The organism is Lysobacter claricitrinus, assembly GCF_045866565.1.
GTDB lineage: Bacteria > Pseudomonadota > Gammaproteobacteria > Xanthomonadales > Xanthomonadaceae > Cognatilysobacter > Cognatilysobacter claricitrinus.
In genome coordinates this window covers 906,237-932,742 of the sequence record NZ_BAAFZV010000001.1, presented here as the reverse complement: position 1 = coordinate 932,742, position 26,506 = coordinate 906,237, and the positions used below count along the sequence as shown (strand labels likewise).

General features: G+C 67.9%; 27 protein-coding genes. 11 read left to right on the top strand and 16 right to left on the bottom strand.

Annotated elements, in window-relative coordinates:
• Window positions 1-6 precede the first annotated feature (6 nt).
• Window positions 7-333 (top strand): lipid-A-disaccharide synthase N-terminal domain-containing protein, encoded by a 327-nt coding sequence (locus ACKTTN_RS04045; protein ID WP_407908587.1) that lies wholly within the window; start codon window positions 7-9, stop codon window positions 331-333.
• A gap of 95 nt (window positions 334-428) precedes the next feature.
• Here ACKTTN_RS04045 and ACKTTN_RS04040 read toward each other — a convergent pair whose 3' ends face one another.
• Entirely contained in the window at window positions 429-842 is a 414-nt protein-coding gene (locus tag ACKTTN_RS04040; RefSeq protein WP_407908586.1) for a GFA family protein, read from the bottom strand.
• Window positions 843-1,236: 394 nt separating this feature from the next.
• Between ACKTTN_RS04040 and rpmB the strand changes: the two genes are divergently transcribed.
• Both rpmB and rpmG read left to right on the top strand, forming a co-directional pair.
• Window positions 1,237-1,473: a 50S ribosomal protein L28 gene (gene rpmB, locus ACKTTN_RS04035; RefSeq protein WP_027082327.1), complete on the top strand. Its 237-nt coding sequence runs from the start codon at window positions 1,237-1,239 to the stop codon at window positions 1,471-1,473.
• Between the two features lie 13 nt (window positions 1,474-1,486).
• The gene (gene rpmG, locus ACKTTN_RS04030) at window positions 1,487-1,651 is read left to right on the top strand and encodes a 50S ribosomal protein L33 (RefSeq protein WP_027082328.1); all 165 of its coding nucleotides are present in this window, start codon (window positions 1,487-1,489) and stop codon (window positions 1,649-1,651) included.
• A 205-nt stretch (window positions 1,652-1,856) separates the two neighbouring features.
• Here the strand turns inward: rpmG and ACKTTN_RS04025 are convergent, their stop codons facing one another.
• The 7 genes from ACKTTN_RS04025 to ACKTTN_RS03995 form a co-directional block, all read right to left on the bottom strand.
• On the bottom strand, window positions 1,857-2,114 hold the full coding sequence (locus ACKTTN_RS04025; protein WP_407908585.1) for a hypothetical protein: 258 nt from the start codon (window positions 2,112-2,114) through the stop codon (window positions 1,857-1,859).
• Between the two features lie 94 nt (window positions 2,115-2,208).
• Window positions 2,209-4,008, bottom strand: a complete 1,800-nt coding sequence (locus tag ACKTTN_RS04020; RefSeq protein ID WP_407908584.1) for a GGDEF domain-containing protein — start codon at window positions 4,006-4,008, stop codon at window positions 2,209-2,211.
• A 56-nt stretch (window positions 4,009-4,064) separates the two neighbouring features.
• Window positions 4,065-4,328 (bottom strand): hypothetical protein, encoded by a 264-nt coding sequence (locus ACKTTN_RS04015; RefSeq protein WP_407908583.1) that lies wholly within the window; start codon window positions 4,326-4,328, stop codon window positions 4,065-4,067.
• Between the two features lie 106 nt (window positions 4,329-4,434).
• Window positions 4,435-5,244: an SAM-dependent methyltransferase gene (locus ACKTTN_RS04010; RefSeq protein WP_407908707.1), complete on the bottom strand. Its 810-nt coding sequence runs from the start codon at window positions 5,242-5,244 to the stop codon at window positions 4,435-4,437.
• A 16-nt stretch (window positions 5,245-5,260) separates the two neighbouring features.
• The gene (locus tag ACKTTN_RS04005; RefSeq protein ID WP_407908582.1) at window positions 5,261-5,821 is read right to left on the bottom strand and encodes a GNAT family N-acetyltransferase; all 561 of its coding nucleotides are present in this window, start codon (window positions 5,819-5,821) and stop codon (window positions 5,261-5,263) included.
• A 116-nt stretch (window positions 5,822-5,937) separates the two neighbouring features.
• Window positions 5,938-6,279 carry a cupin domain-containing protein gene (locus ACKTTN_RS04000; RefSeq protein WP_407908581.1) on the bottom strand — a complete coding sequence of 114 codons (342 nt, stop codon included), beginning with the start codon at window positions 6,277-6,279 and terminating at the stop codon, window positions 5,938-5,940.
• Entirely contained in the window at window positions 6,276-6,449 is a 174-nt protein-coding gene (locus tag ACKTTN_RS03995) for a hypothetical protein (RefSeq protein WP_407908580.1), read from the bottom strand. The genes ACKTTN_RS04000 and ACKTTN_RS03995 overlap by 4 nt, the downstream gene beginning before the upstream one ends.
• 85 nt (window positions 6,450-6,534) lie before the next feature.
• On the opposite strand from ACKTTN_RS03995, the gene ACKTTN_RS03990 reads away from it, so the two are divergent.
• Entirely contained in the window at window positions 6,535-7,428 is an 894-nt protein-coding gene (locus ACKTTN_RS03990; RefSeq protein WP_407908579.1) for a LysR family transcriptional regulator, read from the top strand.
• Window positions 7,429-7,461: 33 nt separating this feature from the next.
• On the opposite strand, the gene acs is transcribed toward ACKTTN_RS03990, so the two are convergent.
• From acs to ACKTTN_RS03975, 3 genes are read right to left on the bottom strand one after another with little or no spacing between them, the layout of a single operon-like run.
• Window positions 7,462-9,411, bottom strand: coding sequence for an acetate--CoA ligase (gene acs, locus ACKTTN_RS03985; RefSeq protein WP_407908578.1), 1,950 nt, complete (start codon window positions 9,409-9,411; stop codon window positions 7,462-7,464).
• A gap of 49 nt (window positions 9,412-9,460) precedes the next feature.
• Window positions 9,461-10,036, bottom strand: coding sequence for a hypothetical protein (locus ACKTTN_RS03980; RefSeq protein ID WP_407908577.1), 576 nt, complete (start codon window positions 10,034-10,036; stop codon window positions 9,461-9,463).
• Window positions 10,037-10,064: 28 nt separating this feature from the next.
• Window positions 10,065-11,435: an erythromycin esterase family protein gene (locus ACKTTN_RS03975; RefSeq protein WP_407908576.1), complete on the bottom strand. Its 1,371-nt coding sequence runs from the start codon at window positions 11,433-11,435 to the stop codon at window positions 10,065-10,067.
• A gap of 149 nt (window positions 11,436-11,584) precedes the next feature.
• Here ACKTTN_RS03975 and ACKTTN_RS03970 point away from each other — a divergent pair, with 149 nt between their 5' ends.
• Complete coding sequence (locus ACKTTN_RS03970) at window positions 11,585-12,271, top strand: glutathione binding-like protein (RefSeq protein WP_407908575.1); 687 nt, start codon at window positions 11,585-11,587, stop codon at window positions 12,269-12,271.
• Between the two features lie 143 nt (window positions 12,272-12,414).
• On the opposite strand, the gene ACKTTN_RS03965 is transcribed toward ACKTTN_RS03970, so the two are convergent.
• The 3 genes from ACKTTN_RS03965 to ACKTTN_RS03955 are packed head-to-tail and all read right to left on the bottom strand — an operon-like array spanning window position 12,415 to window position 14,878.
• Entirely contained in the window at window positions 12,415-13,311 is an 897-nt protein-coding gene (locus tag ACKTTN_RS03965) for a pseudouridine synthase (RefSeq protein WP_407908574.1), read from the bottom strand.
• Entirely contained in the window at window positions 13,312-13,671 is a 360-nt protein-coding gene (locus ACKTTN_RS03960; RefSeq protein ID WP_407908573.1) for an EF-hand domain-containing protein, read from the bottom strand.
• 1 nt (window position 13,672) lies between these two features.
• On the bottom strand, window positions 13,673-14,878 hold the full coding sequence (locus ACKTTN_RS03955; RefSeq protein WP_407908572.1) for a DesA family fatty acid desaturase: 1,206 nt from the start codon (window positions 14,876-14,878) through the stop codon (window positions 13,673-13,675).
• 214 nt (window positions 14,879-15,092) lie between these two features.
• On the opposite strand from ACKTTN_RS03955, the gene mutM reads away from it, so the two are divergent.
• From mutM to ACKTTN_RS03940, 3 genes are all read left to right on the top strand, one after another.
• A complete protein-coding gene (gene mutM / locus ACKTTN_RS03950; protein ID WP_407908571.1) occupies window positions 15,093-15,905 on the top strand; it encodes a bifunctional DNA-formamidopyrimidine glycosylase/DNA-(apurinic or apyrimidinic site) lyase in 813 nt (270 codons plus the stop codon).
• Between the two features lie 90 nt (window positions 15,906-15,995).
• Entirely contained in the window at window positions 15,996-16,571 is a 576-nt protein-coding gene (locus ACKTTN_RS03945) for an ECF-type sigma factor (protein WP_407908570.1), read from the top strand.
• A 25-nt stretch (window positions 16,572-16,596) separates the two neighbouring features.
• Window positions 16,597-19,446, top strand: coding sequence for a serine/threonine-protein kinase (locus tag ACKTTN_RS03940; protein WP_407908569.1), 2,850 nt, complete (start codon window positions 16,597-16,599; stop codon window positions 19,444-19,446).
• 7 nt (window positions 19,447-19,453) lie between these two features.
• On the opposite strand, the gene ACKTTN_RS03935 is transcribed toward ACKTTN_RS03940, so the two are convergent.
• Complete coding sequence (locus ACKTTN_RS03935) at window positions 19,454-20,083, bottom strand: thymidine kinase (RefSeq protein ID WP_407908568.1); 630 nt, start codon at window positions 20,081-20,083, stop codon at window positions 19,454-19,456.
• A gap of 100 nt (window positions 20,084-20,183) precedes the next feature.
• On the opposite strand from ACKTTN_RS03935, the gene ACKTTN_RS03930 reads away from it, so the two are divergent.
• Both ACKTTN_RS03930 and plsB read left to right on the top strand, forming a co-directional pair.
• Entirely contained in the window at window positions 20,184-22,172 is a 1,989-nt protein-coding gene (locus tag ACKTTN_RS03930) for a UvrD-helicase domain-containing protein (RefSeq protein WP_407908567.1), read from the top strand.
• 259 nt (window positions 22,173-22,431) lie between these two features.
• Window positions 22,432-25,152 carry a glycerol-3-phosphate 1-O-acyltransferase PlsB gene (plsB, locus tag ACKTTN_RS03925; protein ID WP_407908566.1) on the top strand — a complete coding sequence of 907 codons (2,721 nt, stop codon included), beginning with the start codon at window positions 22,432-22,434 and terminating at the stop codon, window positions 25,150-25,152.
• 12 nt (window positions 25,153-25,164) lie between these two features.
• Here plsB and ACKTTN_RS03920 read toward each other — a convergent pair whose 3' ends face one another.
• A complete protein-coding gene (locus tag ACKTTN_RS03920) occupies window positions 25,165-25,374 on the bottom strand; it encodes a YdcH family protein (RefSeq protein WP_407908565.1) in 210 nt (69 codons plus the stop codon).
• A 90-nt stretch (window positions 25,375-25,464) separates the two neighbouring features.
• Between ACKTTN_RS03920 and ttcA the strand changes: the two genes are divergently transcribed.
• Window positions 25,465-26,385, top strand: coding sequence for a tRNA 2-thiocytidine(32) synthetase TtcA (ttcA, locus tag ACKTTN_RS03915; protein ID WP_407908564.1), 921 nt, complete (start codon window positions 25,465-25,467; stop codon window positions 26,383-26,385).
• Window positions 26,386-26,506 lie beyond the last annotated feature (121 nt).

Sequence of the window (26,506 nt, the reverse complement as noted above, 5' to 3'; positions counted from 1 at the left end):
GACGTGATGAACAGCCCGATCCCGTGGCTGGCGTGGACGGGCCTGCACGCCTCGCCGTGGAAGGTGATCGGCCTGGTGGGCGCGGCGATGTTCGGCGGACGCTGGCTGGTGCAGTTCGTCGCCAGCAAGCGCGCCGGCAAGCCGGTCATCCCGCGCGCGTTCTGGTACATGAGCGTGGTCGGCAGCCTGATGACGCTGAGCTACTTCCTGTTCTCGCAGAAGCAGGACTCGGTCGGCGTCATCCAGAACCTGTTCCCGGCGTTCACCGCGGTCTACAGCCTGATGCTCGACATCCGCCATCGCGGCTGGCATCGGGATCGCGCGACGCACTAGGCGTCGGGCGTTGTGTCGCGTCGCCGCGTAGGGGCGCGCACCCGATTTTCGTGGAACGGGGCGCGATTGACCTCCGGTTGCGGATTCTTACCGCATCACCGGTGATGTTCGATGTCCGCCAGCGCCGGCATCACCGTCCACGCGTGCTGGCGCTCGGTGTAGACCTCGACGATCGGCGGCGGCAGCGTCGGATCGGCGAACGCGCCAGCCGCCACCACGACGAGGTCGGGATCGCGCTCCATCGTCCACCACACGGTGCTGCCGCAGCGCGGGCAGAAGCGGAAGTCGGCCGAGCGACCGCTGTCGCCGAAGTGCCTGTAGCGCGTGGCCTCGCCGCTTGCGGTGATCGCGTCGTGCGGAAACCTGACCTGCCAGCCGAACGGCGCACCGGTGCGGCGCTGGCAGGCGTGGCAGTGGCAGATCGACACGCGCGACAGCGGCTCGCCGCGGCACGTGAGCACGAGCTGGCCGCAGCTGCAGCTGGCGCGGCGGGTGATTTCGGCGTCCATGGGAGGTTCTCGAGGGCTGACGGCCAGCCTAGCCCGGGCGGCGACCGGGTGGGCGGAGCGCCTGGTCGAGGCTCCGGCCGCGTGGCGGGTCGGCGGGTCTGTCGACCGGGGAGTTCGGGAAGGCCATCACGACCGCGCCGTCCCGGCGTCGCCACGGCCTCCGGATCCGCCTGTAAGTGCTTGCCCGCAAAGGCCTTGGCCGCCATAATGCGCGGCTCGCTGCGTCCGCCGGCCTTGGCCGGAACCCGGACGTCCACCGGAAAGCGCGTTTTCCGGCACCTGCGACCGCCCGCCCAGCGGGTCCTGCCCGAATCGCGTGATGCCCGGATCTCCGGCGCGTCGGGGCCGCCGCCTCCCTGGCCAAGGGAAGCACAACAGCCTTTCGAGGTGCGCAATGTCCAAAGTCTGCCAGGTAACCGGCAAGCGTACGGTGTCGGGAAACAACGTCTCCCACGCCAACAACAAGACCAAACGCCGCTTCATGCCGAACCTCCACGAGCGCCGCTTCTGGGTCGCTTCGGAGAATCGCTGGATCAAGCTGCGTATTTCCGCTAATGCCCTGCGCACCATCGACAAGAACGGCATCGACGCCGTGCTCGCCGATCTTCGCGCCCGCGGCGAAAAGATCTGAGGAGTAGACGACGATGGCTTCCAAGCGCGACAAGATCCGCCTGATCTCCTCCGCCGGCACCGGTCACTTCTACACGACCGACAAGAACAAGAAGAACACGCCCGGCAAGATGGAAATCAAGAAGTTCGACCCGGTGGTGCGCAAGCACGTGCCGTACAAGGAAGGCAAGATCAAGTGATGCGACGGTCGCTACGGCGACCCGCTCCAGGATCGAGGCTTCACGAAAAACCCGCCGAAAGGCGGGTTTTTTGTTGGGCGCGACGCGTCGTAAGTCGTAAGTCGTAAGTCGTAAGTCGTGCGTTATGCGTCGTGCGTCGTGCGTCGTGCGCGGGTCATCGTGACGCGCCGGACCAATGTGGGTCGTCGGCCTCGCTTGGATCTGCCTAGTGCTTACGCGGCCCCTTCCGCCGCTCGGCGTACTCCGGCAGCACCTTTTCCGCCGGTCGCATCGGCGCGACGCTCAACCGCAGGCCAGCTGCGCCGAGTGCGCTCTTGACCTCGTGGAAGGTCGCCCACTCCGGCATGTCGCGCAGCGCGCTTTCGACAAGCGTCATGTCGCCGGTCTGCTTGCAGGTGCGGAAGTACTCGGTCAGGTCGGCGGTCGAACGCAGGTAGTCCGCAATTCGGCGGTTCTCGTCCATGGCGGGCGTTCGCGGGTCGGCGGACGGCTCACGCTACGCCCGCGATGTCGCGACCGTGTCGACGCCGCGCGAAAACCGTACGGAACCGCGCGCCTCAGTACTGCTTGAGCATCGCCTCGGCGTTGCGGCGGTCAATCGCGGGCGCGACGCCCGGCTGCGGCACCGGCGGCCGCTCGTACAGCGTCACGCGATTGCGGCCGGCGACCTTAGACCGGTACATGGCCGCGTCCGCGTGAGCGATCAGCGTTTCGTACTCGTAGCCCGAGACCGCCGTGCTGACCACCCCGATGCTGGCCGCGACCGGCTGGCCGCAGCCGCCAATCGATGCATCGATTGCGTCGATCGCACGTCGGCAGGCCTCCGCCGTGCGCATCGCCGCCTCGCCGTCGCAGTCGACCAGCGTCATCGCGAACTCCTCGCCCCCGATGCGCCCGAACAGGTCCTGCTCGCGGCAATGCAGCCGCCCGACCCGCGCCACCTCGCGCAACACCCAGTCGCCCGACGAGTGACCGCACTGGTCGTTGATCTGCTTGAAGTGGTCGAGATCGAACAACAACACGCAGGCGGGACGCTTGCGCTGCGCGCAGAGTGCGAGCGCGGCTTCGGAACGTTGACGGAAGTGGCGGCGATTGGCGAGGCCGGTGAGTCCGTCCGTTTCCGCGAGCGTGCGCAGCGATCCGTGGGTGCGACGCGCGCGCCAGCCCCAGTAGCCGACGGACGCGACGAGCACGAGAAGCAGGGCAATGGCCAGACGCGTGTTCCAGGCCGACGCGCGCGTCGCCTTCTGCTGGAGGAGCAGAAGCTGGTTCTGGCTCTTCAACAGCGCGATGGACTGGTTCTTCTGGTTGAGCTCGTGGCGGCTCAACTGGAAGGCGTATTCGCGGGCCTTGATCTCATCGAGTCGTGCCTTGTCGGCCTCCGCATACGCACGGTATTGCTCTAGTGCCGCCGCGAGGTCACCACGTTTGATCGCTACCTCATAGAGCACGTGGTGTGCCGTGACGCCGGGCAGCCACATCGGATCCTGCCCTTTCATCGCCTGCACAGCTGAGGCAAACGTTTCTGCCTGCGCGAGATTGCCCTGCTCAAGTCGGTATTGCGCCAGCAGACTCTTGATTTCACCGATCAGCCTGGAATAGCCCGTGCCTTCCGCTTCCGGAAGACTGGCCTCAAGAAGCGCGATCGCCTGCGAACGGTGTCCCGAGGATGCCCAGCGCTTGGCGAGAATGGTGCGTACGCCATTAGTGCCAATCGGTTGCTTGGCGGCAGCACACTCGCTGATTGCCGGCTGGATCTCCGTCGCCTCGTCAAGCTGACGACCGAGGCCTTGGGCAGACTCCAGCCAGATCTGCCTGCCATAGCATGCGGCGCGTCCTGTCGGCTTCGACGCCAAAAGCGCGCTCGCCTGACGTAGACCGAGGTCGTACTGCCCCAACTGGTTGAAAAGTACCGCTGCGACACCGTGGCCGGTGGCGCGAAGCTCGGGGTCCGTTACGCGCGACTGCAGCGACAGCGCGCGATCCAGATAACGCAATCCCAACGAGAAGTCGCGATTGAGAGCGGACGCCGTGGTAACCAGCAGCCCGGCCCTAAACTTTACATCGACTTCCGGCGCCTGATCGAAGAGCGCAGCAGCATCACCGATGGCGGCTTGGTACTCACCGAAAATGATCTTCTGATAGTCGTGCAGCAGTCGTAGCTGCCGCAGCTCCGACGGAGTTGCTTGTGCCTTGTCGGCTTCTAGCCCATCGAGGAGATGCAGGAACGCACGGGGATCTGACGTCCGGACGGTCTCGGCTTCCTTGAGCCGCGCGCCGTACGACGATGCACACGCGAGCGCAGGCAGGGCCAGCAGCGCTGCTGCCAGCACGAGTCGCTGCACCATTGCACCCATCATGGCCGCCTCCGGGATCCGTCGCCCAAGGGCGACGGATCCCGAGGATATAACGATCAGGCGGCGATGGACTCGCCGTCCGGCTGCTCCGGCGGGCTGTCCGGCTGATCTTCGCCGGGCGCCGGTTCTTCCTCGCGGTCGGGCGTGAACACCATGCACGCCATCACCGCACGACCTCCGAGATGAGCGCCAAGCCCTTGGATGTCACATGCGCGAATCGCGGCCCGTGCCTCGGGGTGGAAGCCCAACAATTTCGCGTCGAGGTCATCCGTCCATCCCGACACGGCAAGCTCTTCAAGGAACCGGATCACCTCTTGCATGCAACCTCCCCCTCATGTCGTGAGCGTGTCCGCGACCGGCTGGGCCGATCCCGACCCGGCGCACCGGCGCCGGCATCGCGATGATGCACGGTTTCGCACGGCGACGTTACCCGCGCAAGCCCATACCTGTGTCCTTGTCCAAGGCCGAGAGGCGCTGACGCATCCCCTCGTCCGCCACGAGCTCCGTAGCCGGCGGAATGACCAGGGTGGAATGCGCACGCAGCTCGGTGTCCACCAATGCGCTGAGCTCTATCGTCTCGATCCGCGGTGCGGCAATCGGAAGCGTTGCTGCCTCATAGACGGTGACCGGATGAGTGGCGGGGTAATCCTCGAGAAGACGCTCGACCAGCAGCTTTCGATGCCCTTCGGTCGTCGAGGAGCGTCGGTAGCTTCGATCGCCGACTACACCCACCTGCCACAGCACCAGGTATGCGGACGGATCGAGGCGGCGCCGGTACAGCAGGATCTGCGTCGCCTCGTAGTGCTGGCAGCCAACGCGACCCGGATCGATTCCCATGTCGGCATACATGCAGTCTTCCGCACTGATGGCTGCCTCCATCGAAGCCTCGAAGCCTTCGTTCCGCGCACGCAGAATCGCATCGTGCGGCGCATGCGCGAATACGCCGGGATGCCCGTAGAAGACACCGCAGACCGACTTGCCGACACGCACCTCGCCCATCATTACTTGAACCATGTCGCGATAGGTTTGCAGTCGCGATTTGTCTGCGGCGTACAGCGGCTGAAGACTTCTCAGGTCGGGCCTGAGTCCTTGAAGCCAAAGTTCCACCACTGCATCCGACACCGCCGCGAAAACCACGTCCGAACACTCGATCTCGTGTCGCGCGCGTGGCGTGAGATGCGCTCCAAGCATCATCCCGACACCCACGCAGGTTAGGCGCCCGGGCTTGGCCGCCATCGTCGCATTCACCGATCTATCCATCGACACCGACGCCCTGCCATTGATCACGGTGAAGCTCCCAGGCTACGAGGCCGTCACTCGCTTCGGCGCGATGGAACCCGTGAGGTGCTACCAAGCGACGCACCAACCGGACCATGCTGTTGTCCAGGCACTCCACACGGAAGCGGCGAACGCCGAGCGAAGAAAACGCGTGATCCACGATCGCCGCAACAGCTTCGGGCGCATGGCGGCGATCGCGAGCCTGCGGCACAAGCATCAATCCGAATTCACACAACTCCCCGCTGCGACGTAACGCGGCAACACCCACGGGCTCTTGCTTAGCGCGCGACAGAACTGCCCAAAATCGGTGCCCGGGAACGCCACGTAGGTTGTGGCGACACGCCGCCTCGAAGGCCGCCGTCGCCACCTCGGGCACCAGTGGCGGCCCGATCTGCTCCATCGCCTCGGCCGAGCAATAGAGATCTCGATATACATCGAGGTCCTGCTCGCATAAGGGGCGGATGCACAACAGCGGCGTCACGAGAATGGACGACACCGCCGGCGTTGTAGAGGCGTCACAGCCCGGTATTCCCATCGTCGCTAGTCGTCCCCGCGTTGGATCGACTCTATCGTGAATGAAGCGCGGGAATTGCGTCGCATGCTCCGCCAAGTGCAACAGCGACCTGCCGTCGCGCTTCTAAAGCGCGCACGTCATGCCGAATCCACCAGCACTTCGCCCTCCCACCGCTCCACCACCAGCACCCGCGCTTCCCCTCGCGGAACCGCGCGGTGCACCACGCCGTCGCGGCCCGACCAGACGTCGCCGGTGGCGAGCAGGACTTCCTCGACCGGGGCGCCATCGCGGTCGCGCCACTGCATCAGCACTTCGCCGTCGAGGACGACGAACAGCTCGGCGCCGTCGTTGACGTGCCAGGGGTAGGCGGCGTCGGTCCAGTGGATGCGGGCGGCGAGGTCGCCGAAGTCGGCCGCGGGCACCGCGCCCCAGGGTCGGGACGCGGTGACGTCGGCGCCGCGCAGGACGCGGACGCTCACGGGCAGGCGGCCGGGCGCAGCGCCGGGCGCGCGTCGCGATCGCGGGCGGCGGCCTTGCGGACGACGCGGCGACGTTCGGCGTCGGGCCAGCCCGCGCCCGAGACCGGGCCCGCGGCATGCGTGCCGGCGAGCAGGGCGGCGAGGGTCTTGAGGAATACGGAACGCTTCATGGCGGCACCTCCTCGGATGGGCGGCCAGTCTCGCGCGGGCACGTCCGGTTGATAATCCGCCTGACCGTGGCTTCTTTGTTTCCACATGCATGCCAATAACGACCTCCGGCTGACCGAACGCCTGGCCGACATGGCGGTGTTCGCCGCGGTGCTGGACGCCGGCGGCTTCACCGCGGCCGGCGGCCGGCTCGGTCTGACCAAGGGCGCGGTGAGCAAGGCGGTCGGCCGGCTGGAGCGCCACCTCGGCACGCGCCTGCTCAACCGCACGACGCGACGGGTCGCAGCCACGGAAGCCGGCGACGCACTGCTCGCCTACTGCCGCAGCGTGGTGCAACAGGCCGATGCCGCCGAGCAGCACCTCGGCCGGCTCAGCGACGTGCCACGCGGGCTGCTGCGCATCACCGCGACGATCAGCTTCGGCGTCGCCCGAGTCGCACCGGTGCTGGCGGGCCTTGTCGAACGGCATCCGGAGCTGCAGGTCGCACTCCGGTTGGACGACACCGTCGCGGACCTCGTCGGCGATCGCTACGACGTCGCGATCCGCATCGGTCGGCTGCCGGACTCGGGCCTGGTCGCGCGGCGGCTCGGCGCGATCCGCGGTTCGGTGGTCGCGTCGCCCGACTACCTCGCGCGACGCGGCCTACCGCAAACACCCGCCGACCTCGTCGACCACGACTGCCTGCGCTACGACGAACACGCGCGCACGTGGTCGGTGCCGGGATTGGAGTTGCCGATCGGGCGCGGCATCGCGGTCGACAGCACGCTGGGGCAATTGCAGGTCGCACTCGCGGGCGGCGGGCTCGCGCTGCTGGCCGACTATCTCGCCGCGCCGCATCTGGAGAGCGGTGCGCTCGTTCGCGTGCTGGCGGACGAAGTGCGTTCGAGCATCGACGTGCATGCGCTGCACCCGTTCGCACGCACGCCGCCGCCGAAAGTCACCGCGGCGATCGCCTATTTCGCGGAATGCCTCGCAACCTGAAGTCGCGCGTTCAAACGCAACGCCGGACTTGCGTCAGCCGAACTGTTTCGCGCCGTCGACAAGTTGCTGCACGACGGTCGGGTCGGCCAGCGTCGACGTATCACCGAGCTGGTCCGGCGCGCCTTCCGCGATCTTGCGGAGGATGCGCCGCATGATCTTGCCCGAGCGCGTTTTCGGCAGGCCCGGCGCCCACTGGATGCGGTCGGGCGTGGCGATCGGGCCGATGTCGGAACGCACGCTCTGTACGAGTTCAGCGCGCAGTGCGTCGGTCGATTGGATGCCCGACTTCAGCGTCACGTAGGCATGGATGCCCTGGCCCTTGAGGTCGTGCGGATAACCGACGACCGCGGCTTCGGCCACCGCGTGATGCGCAACCAGCGCGCTCTCGACTTCCGCGGTGCCGATGCGATGGCCGCTGACATTGATGACGTCGTCGACGCGGCCGGTGATCCAGTAGTAGCCGTCGGCGTCACGACGACAGCCGTCGCCGGTGAAGTACATGCCGGGATAGGCCTTGAAGTAGGTCTCGATGAAACGTGCGTGGTCGCCGTACACCGTGCGCATCTGGCCGGGCCAGGAATCGAGCAGCACGAGATTGCCTTCGGCTTCGCCGTCGAGCCGCACACCGTTCGCGTCGACCAGCGCGGGCTTGATGCCGGGCAGTGGCTGCGTCGCCGAACCGGGTTTCAACGCAGTGGCGCCCGGCAGTGGCGAGATCAGGATGCCGCCGGTTTCGGTCTGCCACCACGTGTCGACCACCGGGCAGCGCGCATCGCCGACCACGTCGTGATACCAGCGCCACGCTTCTGGATTGATCGGCTCCCCGACGCTGCCAAGCAGGCGCAGCGATGCGCGCGACGTGCGCTTCACCGGCGCATCGCCCTCGCGCATCAACGCGCGGATCGCGGTCGGCGCGGTGTAGAAGATGTTGACCTTGTGGCGGTCGATCACGTCCCAGAAACGCGAGGTGTCCGGGTAATTCGGCACGCCTTCGAACACCAGCGACGTCGCGCCGTTCGCGAGCGGGCCGTAGACGATGTAGCTGTGGCCCGTGATCCAGCCGACATCGGCGGTGCACCAGTAGATGTCGTCGTCGCGCAGGTCGAACACCGCTTCGTGCGTCCAGCTCGCCCACACCAGATAACCGCCCGTGGTGTGCAGCACACCCTTGGGTTTTCCCGTCGAACCCGACGTGTAGAGGATGAACAACGGGTCCTCGGCGTTCATGCGCTCCGGCTCGCACGCATCGGGCTGGCCTTCGACCACCGCGTGCATCCAGCGGTCGCGCGGCATCTGCATGTCGATGCCGGCGCCGGTGTGACGCACCACCAGCACCGTCTCCACCGAATTCGTGCCCGGCATCTTCAATGCCGCATCGACGTTCGCCTTCAGCGGAATGCGCTTACCGCCACGCAGACCTTCGTCGGCGGTGATCACCAGCTTGCTCGCGCAGTCGGCGATGCGGTTGGCGATCGAATGCGGTGCGAAACCACCGAACACCACCGAGTGGATCGCGCCGACGCGCGCGCAGGCCAGCATCGCGACCACGGCGTCGACCGTCATCGGCATGTAGATGGTGACGACGTCGCCCTTGCGCACGCCGAGGTTGCGTAGCGCGTTGCCTAGGCGACAGACGCGCGCGTGCAGGTCGCGGTAGCTGACGTGCTGCGCCGATCGCGACGGATCGTCCGGCTCGAAGATCAGCGCCGTGCGATCGCCGCGCGTGGCGAGGTGGCGGTCGAGGCAATTGACGCTCGCGTTGAGCTCGCCATCGTCGTACCAGCGGATGCGGAAGTCGTCGTGGTTGAAGCTGACGTCGCGGACGCGGGTGGGCGCGCGCATCCAGTCGAGACGCTGCGCCATATGCGCCCAGTAGGCGTCCGGATCGCGCCCGGCTTCGTCGCGCATGCGTTGCGCGGCGTCGGCGTCGATACGGGCACGCGCGGCGAATTCCGGCGGTACGGGGAGCGTCTCGGACGACATGGGCGGTTCCTCGGAAGACCGGCAGAGTGTGCCGCAGCGACGTGTCGCATTACAGCGTGTGCACGGTGCGCCAGGCGCGACGCAATTCCAGCAACGATGGCAGCAGGCCGAACACGATCGCGCTCGTGACCACGCTGCCGAGCACCCACGGCGCGAACGCCGGCTCGCGCCATCGCCAGCGCCAATCGGCCTCGCCGACACCGACCAGGCCCGCGAGCGCCGGCGCGTGCAGCAGCGCGAGAACAGCGAGCGCCAGCCACGGCACCGCATCGAGCACGACGTGGACTTTCTGCTCCAGCGGGCCGATGTGGCGCACGCGATCGGCGAAGCGCGCATCGCGCCACGAGGTCCAGCCGTGCACCACGACCGCCACCGTCGCAATGAGGAAAACCGGCGCGGTGACGTCGAGGAACAGCACCAGCAACACCGGAATGCCCATCTGCACGCACATCGCCACATGCATCATCGTTTCGTGCGTGCCGGTGTGGCGCTCGATGCGGTCGCGCCAGTGCACGAGCACGTCGGCGACGCCTGCCAGCAGCCACAACGGATAGACGACGGCGCCGAGCAGCGTCCACAACCACGACGCGGGCACGAGCCCGATGACGGTGGGATCGCCAGTCATGCGGCGCCGCGGCCCAAAGCGCGCGACGTCATACGCCGAACGGCCAGGTGTCGGGCACGCCGCCCGCGTGCGGGCCGTCGCGTGCGTCGACCGCCTGCGTCTGCTCGAACCATACGTAGGCGTCGAACTGGCGCGCGAGCGATACCTCGGCGTAGTGGCTCCAGCGTTCGGTATCGGGGCGGTAGATCACGCCGATGAAGCGCTCCAGCCGTTCGCTGTCGAGTTCGTGGCGCAACGCGTCGTCGACATCACGCAGGTGCAGCACGCCGCAGGGTTCGCCGGCGTCGACGAACTGCTTTTCGACGCTGCCGTCCAGCGACGGCCTGACCTGCACGACGCGCATCGGCGCGTCCCAGTCGCTCGCCGCGGCGACGGTGCCGGTGTGCGTTCCGAAACCGATCAGCGCGGCGTCGTGGCCGAACTGTTCGCGACACAACTGGCCAAGGTTGAGTTCGCCACGTTCGCGGCCCATCTCGGTGAAGCGTGCGTCGCCGATGTGCGAGTTGTGCGCCCACACGACGGCGCGCGACGTTTCGCCCCGCGCACGCAGCACCTGCATCAGCGTTTCCGCCATGTGCGCATCACGCACGTTCCAGGATTCGGCGGCGCCGCGGTACATCGCGCGGTAGTAGTTCTCGGCATTCGCGACCAGGCGCGCGTTCTGTTCGGCCTCGAAGGCGTCGGCGCCGTCCTGGCGGGCGAATTGCAGGCGTTTCTCGAGCATGTCCCGCAGCATGGCGAGCACCGCGTCCTCGCACTTCGCGTGCGCCTGGGTCAGCGCGGCGAGGCCGTAATGCGCCGGATCCTTCGCCCACGGCGCGAGGCAGGCGTAACGCTCGCGTGCGACGGCCGCGGTGTCCGGGTCGACTTCGTCGAGGTAGTCGATCACCGCGCGCATCGACGCGTTGAGGCTGTAGAGGTCGAGGCCGTAGAAACCGGCGCGGTCACGCGCGGCGCGCGGCTCGTTGAAGTGGCGCATCCAGCGGAACAGCGCGGCGACTTCCGCGTTGCGCCACATCCAGGTCGGGAAGCGCGTGAACGGTGGCGCGGCATCGGCATTCGGTGCGCGGTGCCGCACGTGGCGATCGATGACCGCGGCATCGGGCCAATCGGCTTCGACGGCGACGATGCGGAAGCCGTGTCGCTCGACCAGCCGACGCGTGATCGCCGCGCGCGCGCGATAGAACTCCGACGTGCCGTGGCTGGCCTCGCCGAGCAGCACGACGCGACAGTCCGCATAGCGATCGAAGGCTTCGGCGAATGCGGGGTCGTCGATGTCGGGCAAGGGTTCGATCGCATCCCGCAGGCGCGTCGGCAGGCCGGCTTCAGGCGTGCGACTGCGCGTGCGCGGCGGCCGTGGCGCGCGTGCCAGCGTGGTGCGGTCGGTCTGTCGATGCATCGCCGTCGCTCCGGTGGGACGTACCGACGCTAGCGCGCGGCCCGTTCGCACCGGGTCAATCGACCGGTGCAACGCTGCGTGCGCGCGGCCGCGACGCCTGCGTCGCGCACGGGGCCTAGCATCGCCGCTTCCCCCGCACGGAGCCGGACATGATCGACCTGCATTACTGGGGCACGCCCAACGGCTACAAGGTCCGCCTTTTCCTCGAGGAAACAGGCCTCGAACACCGCATCATCCCGGTCGACATCCGCGCCGGCGAGCAGTTCAAGCCCGAGTTCCTGGCGATCGCACCGAACAACCGCATCCCCGCGATCGTCGACCACGCGCCGGCCGACGGCGGTGGCCCGCTTTCGCTGTTCGAGTCCGGCGCGATCCTCCTATACCTCGCCGAGAAGACCGGCCGCTTCATCCCCGCCGATCTGCGCGGCCGCACCGAAACACTGCAATGGCTGTTCTGGCAGATGGGCGGCCTGGGCCCGATGGCCGGGCAGAACGGCCACTTCAATGTCTACGCGCCGGAGAAGGTGCCGTACGCGATCGACCGCTACACGCGCGAAACGGCGCGGCTGTATGGCGTGCTGGACAAGCGGCTGGCCGATCGTGAATTCGTGGCGGGCGATGCGTACACGATTGCCGACATGGCGATCTACCCGTGGATCGTTCCGCACGAGGCGCACAGGCAGAACCTCGATGACACGCCGAACCTGAAGCGCTGGTTCGCGCGTGTGGGCGAGCGCGAGGCGACGAAGCGGGTTTACGCCGATGCGGCTGCGTCGTATGCGAAGCCGATGACGGATGAGGAGCGGAAGGTTTTGTTCGGGACGCCGGGGAAGTAGACCGCGAGGTCGGCGGGGCGACATCGGCGTCCACGTCCTCGAGCAGAACGTGGGTCTTTGGCAGTAGCAAAACGTTTCGTGCGCTTCAGCGCGTGAGACGCCTTTGCTCGTGGCCCATCAGCATTCGCGCCGGGTAAAGGACGTCACTCGATCTGCAAGCGAAACGCGCTCTCGAACGAATGCCTGTGACCGGTCATCGGGTCGTCGAACGCAAGGGCACGGGCCAGCAGCTTCAGTGGCGCGCCGACGTCTTCGCCGGCCCGCTCCGACGACGGACCATAAATCCGATCCCCCGCGATCGGCGCCCCAAGCGCCGCCATATGCAGCCGCAACTGATGCTTCCGCCCCGTCACCGGCTCCAGCGCATACCGCCAGCTCTCGCCAATGCGCTCGATGACATCGATCCGGCTGCGACTGTTCGCTGCACCCTCGACCTCGCGCATCGCGTAGAACGGCTCGCCCCGTTCGATGCGACTCGACCGCTCCACCGGAAACATCATTGCCGGCAACGCTGGCGCGATCGCCTCGTACCGCTTGTGGATCCGGCGCTCCCGGAACAACGCCGCATACGCATCGCGCGTTTCAGGTCGCAACGAGAACATCACCAGACCCGCCGTCTCGCGATCGATGCGATGCAGCGGCACGGCATCCGCAATACCCAGCCGCCGAACCAGCCGCGCGAGCAGCGTATCGGTGGCGAACCGCCCCGCCGGCATTACCGCCAGCCCGTGCGGCTTGTCGACCACCGCGATGTCGTCGTCCACATGCACCAGCGCCTCGACGCCGGTACAGATCTGCTCGTCGAGCACCTCGCGGTAGTAGTAGACGTCGCCACCGATCGACAACCGCGTCGATGCATCGAGCACGCAACCACGCGTGTCCAGCACGCGCCCGCGCGCAAACCGCGACACCCAGGTTGCGCGATCGACTGAGGGAAAACGCGTGACGAGCGCATCGAGCACCGTCGCGCCATCGCGCGGCCGCAACTGCACGCGGCTCGCGCCGACCCCGTCGATCGGCGGCGGGACGCTCGGCTTCATTCAGCGCTGCGGCGGCGCCGCGAGTTCGCGCGCGTCGAGCGCACCGTCGTGATTGCGATCCTGCTTGGCGAACGTCGCTGCCAGCGCCGCGCGGTGTTCGACCAGCGAGATCGCCTTGCCGTGCCCGCCGGGCAATTCGGCCGGCGACACGATGCCGTCGTGGTCGGCGTCCATGCGTTCGAACGCATAGCCCATCCACGACTGGAATTCGGCGAGCGATACGCGGCGATCGCCGTCGGCGTCCATGCGCGAGAGGTAGTCACCGCTCGACGACACCGGCCCGCCCGCGATCGCGATGCCTGCAAACGACGAGGCCGCGCAGATCAGCGCGGCCCCGAGGTGGCGAATGCCATGTCGCATGTCAGTGCGCGGACGCGAGCGCATAACCCTTCATGCGCGCCGAGAACTGCTGCAGCGACGCGATGCCGCTGGCCTCCGCTTCCTGGCACCAGGCCTGCAGGCGCGCGAGCGTGGCCTTGGCGTCATGCGAGCGGTCGTCGAGCACCGCGGCGAGGCGCGCGCGGTATTCGGCGACGGTTGCCAGCTTCGGGCGGTCGGCAATGAACGCGGCGAGGCGCGCCTTCTTGTCGTCGTCGAGCCAGCGGCCGCCGTCGGCGAGGCCCTTGCGCAACTTGCGCGGCAGCACGCGGCGCATCTTCGCGCCCGCCGCAGCGGCCTCCTCGCGCAGCGCGGGAAGGGTGACGCCGCGGTAGTAGTCGGTCATCGCCTGGAAGCGGATCGCCAGCAGCGCCTTCAGCGTCTCGCCGTCGGGCATGGCGACGTTCGGCCGCACATCGAGCGACGGCGCGACGCGCAACACCTTCGCCAGGCCGACCGCCTGCAGGCCGCGCAGCGTGAACCAGCCGATATCGAACTCCCACTTGCGCAGTGCGAACTTCGCGCTCGACGGGAAGGCGTGGTGGTTGTTGTGCAGCTCCTCGCCGCCGATCCACACGCCCCAAGGGGTGAGGTTGGTCGCGGTGTCGGTGGTCTCGAAGTTGCGGTAGCCCCACCAGTGGCCAAGGCCGTTGACGACACCCGCGGCCCAGAACGGGATCCACGCCATCTGGATCGCCCACACGGCGATGCCCTTGAAGCCGAACAGGAAGAAGCTGAGGAACAGAAGCACCGTCGGGCCCATCGTCGCGAACGGCGTGTAGAGCTTGCGCTCGATCCAGTCGTCCGGGCAGCCCTTGCCGTACTTCTCGATGTCCTCGCGATTCGCCCGCGCGTCGCGATAGAGCTCGACGCCGCGCCAGAACACGGTCTTGATGCCCTTGATCTGCGGGCTGTGCGGATCCTCTTCGGTCTCGCACTTGGCGTGGTGCTTGCGATGGATCGCCGCCCACTCCTTGGTGATCATCGACGTGGTGAGCCAGCACCAGAACCGGAACATATGCGCGAGCACCGGATGGAAATCCACCGCGCGATGCGCCTGCGAACGATGCAGGTAGAGCGTGACCGTAAGGATGGTGAGCTGCGTGGCGACCAGCAGGTACACCAGCATCGATCCCCAGCCGAACTGCATCACGCCGCCGACCAGGAAATCGCTGAGGAAAGAGGACATCGAACACTCCAGGGGGAAGCGGCCGCAAAGGCCGTGTCGCGCGGGCGACCACTGCATGATGCCACCGCCCTGCGCGCGCCGGCCGACATGAAAGTGGGTCGATGTCGGCGGTTCACGCATACGCCGACGTCCGCGCACGTGAAAGCGGCCGCGGCCTTGCGGAATGCGGGCGATGCCGCCACGTTGCAAGGCATTCACCGACGGTCGCGCCTGCATGCCCGAACTGCCCGAAGTCGAGACCACGCGTCGCGGGCTCGCGCCGCATGTCGAAGGTCGCCGCGTTACCGGCGTGACGTTGCGTCGGCCTGACCTGCGCTGGCCGATTCCACCCGAGGTGTCGAATCTGCTGCCCGGTCAGCGCGTAGACGCCGTGCGGCGGCGGGCCAAATACCTGCTGCTCGACACCGCGGTCGGCAGTGCGCTGTTGCACCTCGGCATGTCGGGCTCACTGCGCGTGCTGCCGGCCGACACGCCCCTGCGCACGCATGACCACGTCGACCTGGCGCTCGACTCCGGTCGCGTGCTGCGCTTCAACGATCCGCGTCGCTTCGGTTGCCTGCTGTGGCAACCGGTCGGCGAGACGCACGAGCTGCTCGCCAGCCTCGGCCCCGAGCCGTTGTCCGACCTGTTCGATGGGGACTACCTGTTCCGGCGTTCGCGCGGGCGCAGCGCGCCGGTCAAGACGTTCCTGATGGACCAGGCGGTGGTGGTCGGCGTCGGCAACATCTACGCCGCGGAGGCGCTGTTCCGCGCCGGCATCTCGCCCATGCGCGAGGCCGGCAAGGTCTCGCGTGAGCGCTACGCGCGGCTGGCCGACGCGGTGAAGGCGATCCTGACGTACGCCATCGATCGGGGCGGCACGACGCTGCGCGACTTCATCAGCCCGGACGGCGCGCCGGGCTACTTCGAGCAGGAGCTGGCGGTGTACGGCCGCGGCGGCGAGGCCTGCCCGACCTGCGGTCGCGCCCTGAAGCAGGCCTCGATCGGACAACGTGCAAGCGTCTGGTGTCCGGCCTGCCAACGCTGACCGCCGATCCACCGTAACGCGCCTCCCATGCCTTCCGGCCCAGAGCCGGACCCGTCGGCCGGCGTATAGTCCCGCTTGGAGGACGCGCCGATGACCGACGCAGCGGACATCACGAACTGGCTGGACGCCGCGCGCGATGGCAACCGCGAGGCGCTCGACCGCGTGCTCGGCACCCTCTATGACGAGCTGCACGCCATGGCGCGCCGCCAGCTCGCCGGCCAGCAGGAGCAGACGCTCGACGCGACCGCGCTGGTCCACGAGGCCTACCTCAAGCTCATCGGCAGCCACGGCGCGCAGTTCGGCGACCGTGCGCATTTCTTCGCCTACGCCGCCACCGCGATGCGCAGCGTCGTGGTCGACCACGTGCGCCAGCGCCTCGCGCAGAAGCGCGGCGGCGACATGGAGCGCGTCACCTCGATTCCCGAAGACGGCGAAGGCGCGATCCGCCTCGACGAAGACCTGCTCGCGCTCGACGGCGCGCTCGACAAGCTCGCCGCGGTCGATCCGCGCCTGGCGCAGGTGGTCGAGCTGCGCTACTTCGGCGGCCTGTCCGAGCTCGAGATCGCCGCGCTGCAGGATCGTTCGGAGCGTTCGATCCGTCGCGACTGGCAGAAGGCGCGCCTGTTCCTGCTCGCGAGCCTGGAAGGCGACGAGCAGGCGGCCTGAGCCTCGCGTGCGCGGTCGCTGAACCATGGACCCCGCACGCTGGCTGCGCCTGTCGCCACATCTCGACGAGCTGCTCGAGCTCGATCCGACTGATCGCGATGCACGGCTGACCCAGATCGCTGGCGACGACGCCGCGCTGGCCGCCGATCTCACGAAAATGCTCGCGCTCGAGGACGGGCGCGACGACTTCCTCGCCGAACCGATCATCGTGCCCAAGGCGCTGCTGCGCGAAGGCAGCGAGGTCGGCCCCTATCGCCTTGAGGAACTTCTCGGCGAAGGCGGCATGGGCCAGGTCTGGCGCGCGTCGCGCGCGGACGGCCTGTACCAGCGGCGCGTCGCGCTCAAGCTGCTGCGCCCCGGCCTCACCGACCAGAACCTGCGGCTGCGCTTTGCACGCGAGCGGCAGATCCTGGCGCGCCTGGCGCATCCGCACATCGCTGGCCTGCTCGACGCCGGCGTCAGCACCGAAGGCATCCCCTACCTCGCGCTCGAATACGTCGAGGGCGAGCCGATCACGCGTTACTGGCAACGCCTCGACGTGCCGCTCGATGCGCGCCTGCGCATGTACCGCCAGGTCTGCGCCGCGGTCAGCCACGCGCACGCCAACCTCGTCGTGCACTGCGACCTCAAGCCATCGAACATCCTGGTGACGCAGGACGGGCAGGTGCGCCTGCTCGATTTCGGCATCGCCAAGCTGCTCGACGGCGGAGCGCCGCGCGGCGAGAACACGCGCACTGGCGCGCGCGCATTCACGCTGCACTACGCCGCGCCCGAACAGATCCGCGGGGCGCCGGTCACGACGATGACCGACGTGTATTCGCTCGGCGTGGTGCTCTACGAACTGCTGACCGGCACCAAGCCGTATCGACTGAAGCGGCAGAGCGACGCCGAGTGGGAGGAAGCCATCCTCACCCACGATCCGGTGCGTCCGTCGCAGATGCTGCTGCGCCTTGCGGAAACCAAGCAGGGCGTGGAACGCCAGCAGTTGCGGCGTCGCGCGCGACGCCTGGTCGGCGATCTCGACAACATCGTGATGCGCACGCTGTGCAAGCCGCCGGAACAGCGCTATCCGTCGGTGGAAGCGCTCAGCGAGGACCTCGCGCGCCATCTCGACGGCCGCCCCGTGCAGGCGCGCCCGCAAGGCCTGCTGTACGTCGCACGCAAGTACATGCGCCGTCACCGCTGGGCGCTCGCCGGCACAGTCGCGGCGATCGCGTTCGTGGCGATCGCAGTCGGGGTGACCTGGCGACAGAGCCGCGAGGCCGTCGACGAAGCACAACGCGCGCAGGCGATGCGCGACTTCATCGCCGGCGTGTTCGAGAAAGCCGCGGAAACGCGTGATGCCGGCGCAGTGGACCTGCGCAGCCTGCTCGATGCCGCGGTGGAGCGCGGCGACCGCGAACTCTCGCGCGAACCGGCGTCGCAGGCGGAGCTGTTCGGTCTCGTCGCGCGGCTGCGCATGGGCCTGGGCGACTATCCGCAGGCGCTCGCGCTGCTGGAGCGCCAGCGCCTGCTGATCGAACGCGATGCGGACATGCCCGAAAGCCTGCGCATCGAAGCCAGCGCGTTGCGCGGCGACGTGCTGCGTCGCACCGGCGACCCGCGCGCATGCGTGGCGGGCATGCGTCCGCTCGCGCCGCTCGCGGAACGCAGGCAGGCCGCGTTGCCGACGCCCGCCGCCGAATTCTTCTCGCAGCTCGGCCGCTGCGAACGCGCGCTCGGCGACGTGCAGCGCGCACGCGACCTGTTCACCCGCGCGCTGATGCTGCGCCAGTCGATCGACGCACCGGGCTCGGCGGTGGCGGAGATCGAAAGCCGTCTCGACCTCGCGACGCTGCAGGTCGACCAGGGCGAGTTCGACGATGCCCTGCGCACGTACCGCCTCGCGCGCGAACGCCTCGATGCCGAGGTGGGCATGCGCCATCCGCTGCAGGTCGACATCGGCCGGCAGATCGCGACGGTCGAACGCCGACTCGGCCATCCGGGCCGCGCCGAACGCGAACTGGTCGACACGCTGTCGACCGCGCAGGACGTGCACGGCCCGCAGCATCCGATCACGCTCGCGGTGCGTCGCGAACTGGCCGACGTGCTGATCGACCAGTCGCGCTATCGCGACGCCGCGCTCCCGTTGCGCACGCGCCACGCCGAACTCAGCGCGCGCCTGCCGGCCAACAGCCCGGAACTGCGCGACAGCCACCTGATGCTCGCGCGCGTGGAATGGCAACTCGGACGATTGCCTGCCGCGCTGTCCTCGCTGCAGGCCGCGTTGGCCATCGATCGCCATCGCGGCGACGTCGATGCGATCGCCGACAGCCTCGCGCTGCAGGCGCAGGTGCTGCACGAAGCCGGCCAGGACGACGAGGCGCGCGCATTGCTGGACGAAGCGCGCGAAATGCGTGTCCAACGCCACGGCGCGGCCGATCCGTCGGTGGGCGATATCGATCGACGCATCGGCGACGTGGACGCCGCGACGGGCGATCCGCGCGCGATTCCGGAACTCACGCGCGCATTGCACTTCCTGCGCCTCGGTTACGGCGGCCGCGACCCGCGCACGCGGCTGGCGCAGCTCTCACTCGCGCACGCGCAGGCCGCGCAGGGCGATGCGGTCGCGTTGCAGTTGCTCGACGTCATCGCTGCATCGGGTCGCGGTTCGGTACGCCCGCAACCGCTCGCATGGCGCGCGGCGGCGTACGCGGACTCGGTGCGTTGCGCGGGTCGCCCGCGTTCGGCCGGCGCGCGCCATCTGGATCGCCTGATCGAAGCCGTACGCGTTGCGCAGCCTGACGGCAGCGTGACGCTACGCGAGCTCGAACAATTGCGGCGACAGTGCCAGCGCCCGAGCGTGCAGGTCGCCATGCACGACGAGATGGACTGACGCGCGGTTACGTCCGTTCGAACGCGAACGGTACCTGCATCGGTTCGATCGTGCCTTCGCCGCGCATCACCGTCTTGAACTGCGCGCGCGACACCGACACGTAGCGTTCGTTGCCGCCGATCTCCACCTGCGGGCCGTCCTGCACGGCGCGCCCGTGCTCGTCGACGCGCACGGTCATCGTCGCCTTCTTGCCGGTGTGGCAGATCGTCTTGATCTCGTCGATCTCGTCGGCCCACGCCAGCAGGTACTGGCTGCCCTCGAACAGCTCGCCACGGAAATCCGTGCGCAGCCCGTAACACAGCACCGGAATGCGCAACTGGTCGACCACTTCGGTGAGCTGCCAGACCTGCGCCCTGGTGAGGAACTGCGCCTCGTCGACGAGCACGCAATGCAACTGGCCGTGCGCGTCGATGTCGGCGCGGATGCAGCGATCGAGATCGTCGTCACGCGAAAACGCGACCGCCTGCGACGACAGCCCGATCCGCGACGCCACCACGCCGCGCCCGGCGCGATGGTCCAGCGCCGGCGTCAGGATGAACGTGCGCATGCCGCGCTCGGCGTAGTTGTGCGCCGATTGCAGCAGCGTGGTGGTCTTACCCGCGTTCATCGCGGAGTAGTAGAAATACAGCTTCGCCATGGCGCCAGTTTAGGCGCTCCATGCGCCGCCTCGCACGCCTGACCGCGTTCAGGCCGCACCGTCGCGGTCGGGCACAATACGCGGCCCGCAGGTGGACCCGATGCACGGCCTCAATCCCCAGCAACGCGCCGCCGTCGAGCATTGCGACGGCCCCCTTCTCGTGCTCGCCGGCGCAGGCTCGGGCAAGACGCGCGTCATCGTCGAGAAGATCGCGCACCTGATCGCGTCGAACCGCATGCCGGCCAAGCGCATCGCGGCGATCACGTTCACCAACAAGGCCGCGAAGGAAATGCGCGAGCGCGTCGCCAAGCGCATCAAGGGCGACGCCGCGGAAGGCCTGACCATCTGCACGTTCCACGCGCTCGGGCTCAAGTTCCTGCAGATCGAGCATGCGAAGGCGGGCCTGCGCCGCGGCTTTTCGATCTTCGATTCCGATGATTCGACCGCGCAGATCAAGGATCTGCTGACCGCCGGCAGCAAGCCCGACGTGATCGACGCCGTGCGCAACCTGATCTCGCGCGCGAAGAACGCCGGCCTCTCGCCCGAAGACGCCATGCGCGAGGCGCGCAGCCCGCGCGAAGTGGAGGCCGCGACGATCTACGAGCTCTACCAGGCGCGGCTGGCCAGCTTCAACGCGGTCGATTTCGACGACCTGATCCGCCTGCCCGTGCAACTGCTCGAAGCCGACGAGGACATGTGCCTCGCGTGGCGCGAGCGCATCGGCTACCTGCTCGTCGACGAATGCCAGGACACCAACGACGCGCAGTACCGCCTGCTCAAGTGCCTGGCCGGCCCGCGCGGGCTTTTCACCTGCGTGGGCGACGACGACCAGTCGATCTATGCGTGGCGCGGCGCGAACCCCGACAACCTGCTGCAGCTCGGCAAGGATTACCCGACGCTGCGCATCGTCAAACTCGAGCAGAACTACCGCTGCAGCAACCGCGTGCTGCGCACCGCGAACGCGCTGATCGCGAACAACCCGCACGAGCACCCGAAGACGCTGTGGTCCGACCAGGCCGACGGCGAACGCATCCGCATCTGGGAATGCCGCGAGGCCGCGCACGAGGCCGAACGCATCGCCGCGGAGATCCAGTTCATCAATGCCTCGACGCGCGCGCCGTGGAGCGACTTCTGCATCCTGTTCCGCGGCAATTTCCAGAGCCGGCCGCTGGAAAAGGCACTGCAGCTGATGCGCGTGCCGTACCACGTGTCGGGCGGCACGGCCTTCCTCGACCGCGGCGAAGTGAAGGACGTGCTGAGCTGGCTGCGCCTGCTCGCCAATCCGGATGACGACGCCGCCTTCCTGCGCGCCGTGCAGGCGCCCAAGCGCGAAGTCGGCGCAGGCACGCTCGCCAAGCTCGCCAAGCTCGCCGAGCTGGCGGGCCATGCGCACATGCCGATGGCGCGCGCGATCGAGAACGTCGGCGCGTTGAAGCAGTTGCCGCCGCGCGCGGCGAACGCACTCGATGCGTTCTCCAACCTCGTGCGCCAGCTGCGCGCGAAGTCGCAGCACGCGACGCCCGCGGAACTCGTCGGCGAAGTCGCCGAACGCAGCGGCCTGCTCGCATCGGTGCGCGCGCAGTGCAAGGACGAGGCGTCATACCAGCGTCGCAAGGCCAACATCGACGAACTTGCCGGCTGGTTCGAAGGTGCGCGCAACGCCGGGCCGGGCGAGCTCGCCGCGCAGCTCGCGCTGCTCTCGCATGCCGACAAGGGCGATGCCGGCAACCAGGTCCGCATGATGAGCCTGCACGCGGCCAAGGGCCTGGAGTTCCGCTACGTCTTCATCGTCGGCATGGAGGACGGCACGCTGCCGCACGAGGCCAGCCTGGAAGAGGGCCGCCTCGACGAAGAGCGCCGCCTGCTCTACGTCGGCATCACCCGCGCGAAGGAACGGCTCTGGCTGTCCTACTCGAAGATGGCGCAGCGCTGGGGCGAGGTACTGCGGCTGAAACCGAGCCGCTTCCTCGACGAGTTGCCGGTGACGGAGCTGCAGCGCGACGGCGCCGATCCGGTCGCGGACGCGGAAAACAAAAAGGCCCGTGCCGACGCCGGCTTCGCGGCGATCCGCGCCCTGCTGGAAGGTTGACGACAGATCAATAACTTATCGTCATCTCTGCAGGTATTGCTTTCGGAATAACGCTTTATTAAGCTGGTCACGTCCGGTTCGACCGGCACTGTCCAGAATCGTTGTTTGTCCCGCCGGTTTCGGCCGGATTTTCGGGGAGGCCTCAGGGCCTCCTTTTTTCTTGGGCGATCCGGGCGCTGCTTCACGAACCCGGCCGGTCGCCGACGCCGGTCACGCCGCCTTCCCGGGCAGATGAACGCGCTTCGGCATAATGCCGGCGATGGCCCAACAGACGCCCCTGCCGTTCCCGGACGCCCAGCCGCCCGCGCACGGCGACGACACGCCGCCCGCCGCATCGCCCGAGCCGGCCCACACCACGGCTGACAGCGAGCCCGCCCGCGTGATCGATCCCGACCAGCCCGACCTCCCCATGCCGGGCGCCGGCCGCTCCCCGCCACCGCCGCGTCCGTCGCGCACGCCATCTCGCCCGTTGTGGGCGCGCGTGCTCGAGCGCGTGATGGCGCCGTGGGTCGCACTCAAGATCGAGCCGACCTCGCCGGTCGAACACGTGCCCGACTGGAACGGCCGACCGGTCTGCTACGTGCTCGAGGACTACGGCCTGTCGAACGCATTGATCCTCGACGCCGCCTGCCGCGAAGTCGGCCTGCCGTCGCCGCTGACGCCGCTGCCCGGCGATGCGACCGGTCGCGGTCGCGCCTACGTCGCCCTGTCGCGCCGCAACGTCGGCCCGCTCGCGCCGATCCCGAACATCCCCGGCGTGCTCGAACGGCCGCAGGTCCCGAACGGCAAGTCGCATTCGGAATCGCTGGCGCGCCTGATCGAAGCGCATCGCACCGATCCGTCACTCGACGTGCAGCTGGTCCCGGTGTCGATCTTCGTCGGCCGCGCACCGGAGAAGACGACGGGCTGGTTCTCTGTGCTGTTCTCGGAAAACTGGCAGCTGGTCGGCCGCTTCCGCCGCCTGCTGTCGATTGCGCTCAACGGCCGCGAGACCTACGTCCGCTTCGCACCGCCGGTGTCGCTGCGCGCCATCGTCGACGAGGGCCTGCCGCCGGAACGCACGGTGCGCAAGCTTTCGCGCGTGCTGCGCGCGCACTTCCGTCGCATCCGCACCGCGGTGATCGGCCCGGATCTGTCGACGCGCCGACTGCTGGTCGACCGCGTGCTGACGGCGCCGAACGTGATGGACGCGATCGCCGACCAGGCGCGCCGCGACAACACCGACATCGCCGAGGCGTGGAAGAAGGCGCACGCACTGGCGTACGAAATCGCCGCCGACTATTCGCATCCGGTCGTGCGTTCGGTGAGCTTCCTGCTGGCGCCGGTGTGGAACCGCATCTATCGCGGCGTGCTGGTGCATCACCTGGACCGGGTGAAAGAAGACGCGCCCGGCCATGAAGTCATCTATGTGCCCTGCCACCGCAGCCACATGGACTACCTGCTGATCAGCTACCTGCTGTACACGCGCGGCATCGTGCCGCCGCACATCGCCGCGGGCGTCAACCTCAATCTTCCGGTGGTCGGCACGCTGCTGCGAAAGGGCGGCGCGTTCTTCCTGCGACGCTCCATCCGCGGCAGCGCGCTGTATTCGGCGGTGTTCTCCGAATACCTCGCTCAGCTCGTGGCGGGCGGTTATTCGATCGAATACTTCATCGAAGGCGGGCGCTCACGCACGGGCCGGCTGCTGCAGCCCAAGGGCGGCATGATCGCGATGACGCTGCGCGCCTACCTGCGCGCGCCGACGCGTCCGGTGATGTTCCAGCCGGTCTACATCGGTTACGAAAAGCTGATGGAAGGCCGCAGCTACCTCGACGAGCTGTCGGGCAAGCCGAAGGAAAAGGAATCCATCTGGCAGCTGCTGATGGGTATCCCCAAGGTGCTCGGCAGCAACTATGGCCAGGTGGTGGTGAACTTCGGCGAGCCGATCCGCCTCGCCGACGTGCTCGCAGAACAGGCGCCGGACTGGGACGGTTCGCCGCTGTCGGAAGACGCCAAACCCGCTTGGCTCGCGACCACGGTCGACGTGCTTGCCGAGCGCATCCAGGTCAACGTCAACCGCGCGGCCGACGTCAATCCGATCAACCTGCTGGCGCTCGCGCTGCTGTCCACGCCCAAGCATGCGATGAGCGAGGCCGACCTGCTCGAGCAGATCGCGCTGAGCAAGAAGCTGTTGTCGCAGCTGCCGTATTCCGACCGCGTCACCGTCACCCCGCATACGCCGGAGGAAATCATCGCGCACGGTGAGGAGATCAACGTGCTGGTGCGGGTGAAACATCCGCTCGGCGACGTGCTCGAAGTGGACGAAGAAAAGGCGGTCCTGCTCAGCTATTTCCGCAACAACGTGCTGCACCTGTTCACCGCGGCGGCGTGGGTGGCGTGCTGCTTCCAGCACAACCGCCGCATGAACCTGTCGTCGATCCTGCGCCTGGGTCGCAGCGTCTATCCGTTCCTGCAGGCCGAGCTGTTCCTGCCGTGGAGCGAGGATGAGTTCGCCGAACGCCTGCGCGCGACTGTCGACGTGTTCGACGCTGAAGGGCTGCTGCGCAAGCGCGAGGGCGACGAGGACGGCGAGCAGCTGTCGCGCAACGCCAGCCAGTCGGACGAGGTGTTCCGTCTTCGCGCGATCGGCCACTCGCTGCAGCAGGCGTTCGAGCGGTATTACATCGCGATCAGCGTACTGGTGAAGAACGGCCCCGGCACGCTCAGCGCGGGCGAACTCGAAACGCTCTGCCACCTCGCCGCGCAGCGCCTGTCGCTGCTGTATGCACCGGCCGCGCCCGAGTTCTTCGACAAATCATTGTTCCGCGGCTTCATTTCCAAGCTGCGCGAATTGCGCATGGTGTGGGCCGACGAGAACGGCAAGCTCACCTTCGACGAACGCCTCGATACGTGGGCGAAGGACGCGAAGTTCATCCTCGGCCGCGAACTGCGGCATTCGATCGAGAAGGTCAGCCCCGAGGCGGTGGCGAAGCCGGCCTGAGGCTGGCTTCGATCACGCCGGCTCGTCCGGAATCAGCGACGACTCCAGCCGCGAAATGCTGTCCTTGAGCTGCAGCTTGCGCTTCTTGAGCCGGGTGATCGCGAGTTCGTCGCGCACCGGCGCGTGCCAGAGGCCTTCGATGGCGAGGTCGAGGTCGCGATGCTGCTCGCGCAGGTCGGCGAGTTGGCGGGCGATGTCGGCGGGGCTGCGACCGTCGTTCATGCGGGGCAGCTTAGCGTGCAGGCGTGACAGGCGGCGAGCGCGGCCGCCCGCCCGATGTGCCGCCAGGCCGTGCGACGGGGGCGCCGTAGAATGGCGCGCATGAGCACCGTCGCGCCATTGCCTGTCATCCCGCTGTCCGAACCGCTGCCGCCACGTGCGCGGCGCGCACAGCACGAGGCCAACAAACTCGCCAAGCGCCTGCGCCACCAGGTCGGCCGTGCGATCGCCGATTTCGGCATGATCGAGGACGGCGACAAGGTGATGGTCTGCCTGTCCGGCGGCAAGGACAGCTACACCATGCTCGACATTCTTCTGCAGCTGCAGAAGAAGGCGCCGGTGAAGTTCGAACTGGTCGCGGTGAACCTGGACCAGAAGCAGCCGGACTTTCCCGAGCACGTGCTGCCGGCGTATCTCGAATCAGTCGGCGTGCCGTACAAGATCCTCGAGCAGGACACGTATTCGGTGGTGACGCGCGTCGTGCCGGAGGGCAAGACGATGTGCTCGCTGTGCTCGCGCCTGCGTCGCGGCGCGCTCTACACGTACGCCGAGCAGGAAGGCTTCACCAAGATCGCGCTGGGCCATCACCGCGATGACCTCGTCGCGACGTTCTTCCTCAACCTGTTCTTCCACGCCAAGCTTTCCGGCATGCCGCCCAAGCTCTTGAGCGACGACGGCAAGCACGTGGTGATCCGCCCACTCGCCTACGTTCGCGAAGACGACATCAGCGCCTACGCCGAGGCCAAGCAGTTCCCGATCATTCCCTGCAACCTGTGCGGCTCGCAGGAAAACCTGCAGCGCAAGCAGGTCAAGAAGATGATGGACGCTTGGGAACGCGAGTCGCCCGGCCGCATCGAAACCATCTCACGCGCGCTCGGCGACATTCGCCCGTCGCAGTTGAGCGACGCCAAGCTGTTCGACTTCCTCTCGCTCGGCGCGCGCGGCGATGCACCGTTGCCGGATGCGCACGCGTGGCTCGCTAGCGCACCCGGCGACGAAGATCAACCTGCATGACGCTTGGGCTTTCATAGCGAAAGCCCAACCAACCGTAAGACCCGAAGGGCGGCGCGCAGGACGCGCGCCGTCGCCACCCGAGGCAGGATGCCGAGTGTGGCGATCGCGACATGCCCCCCGA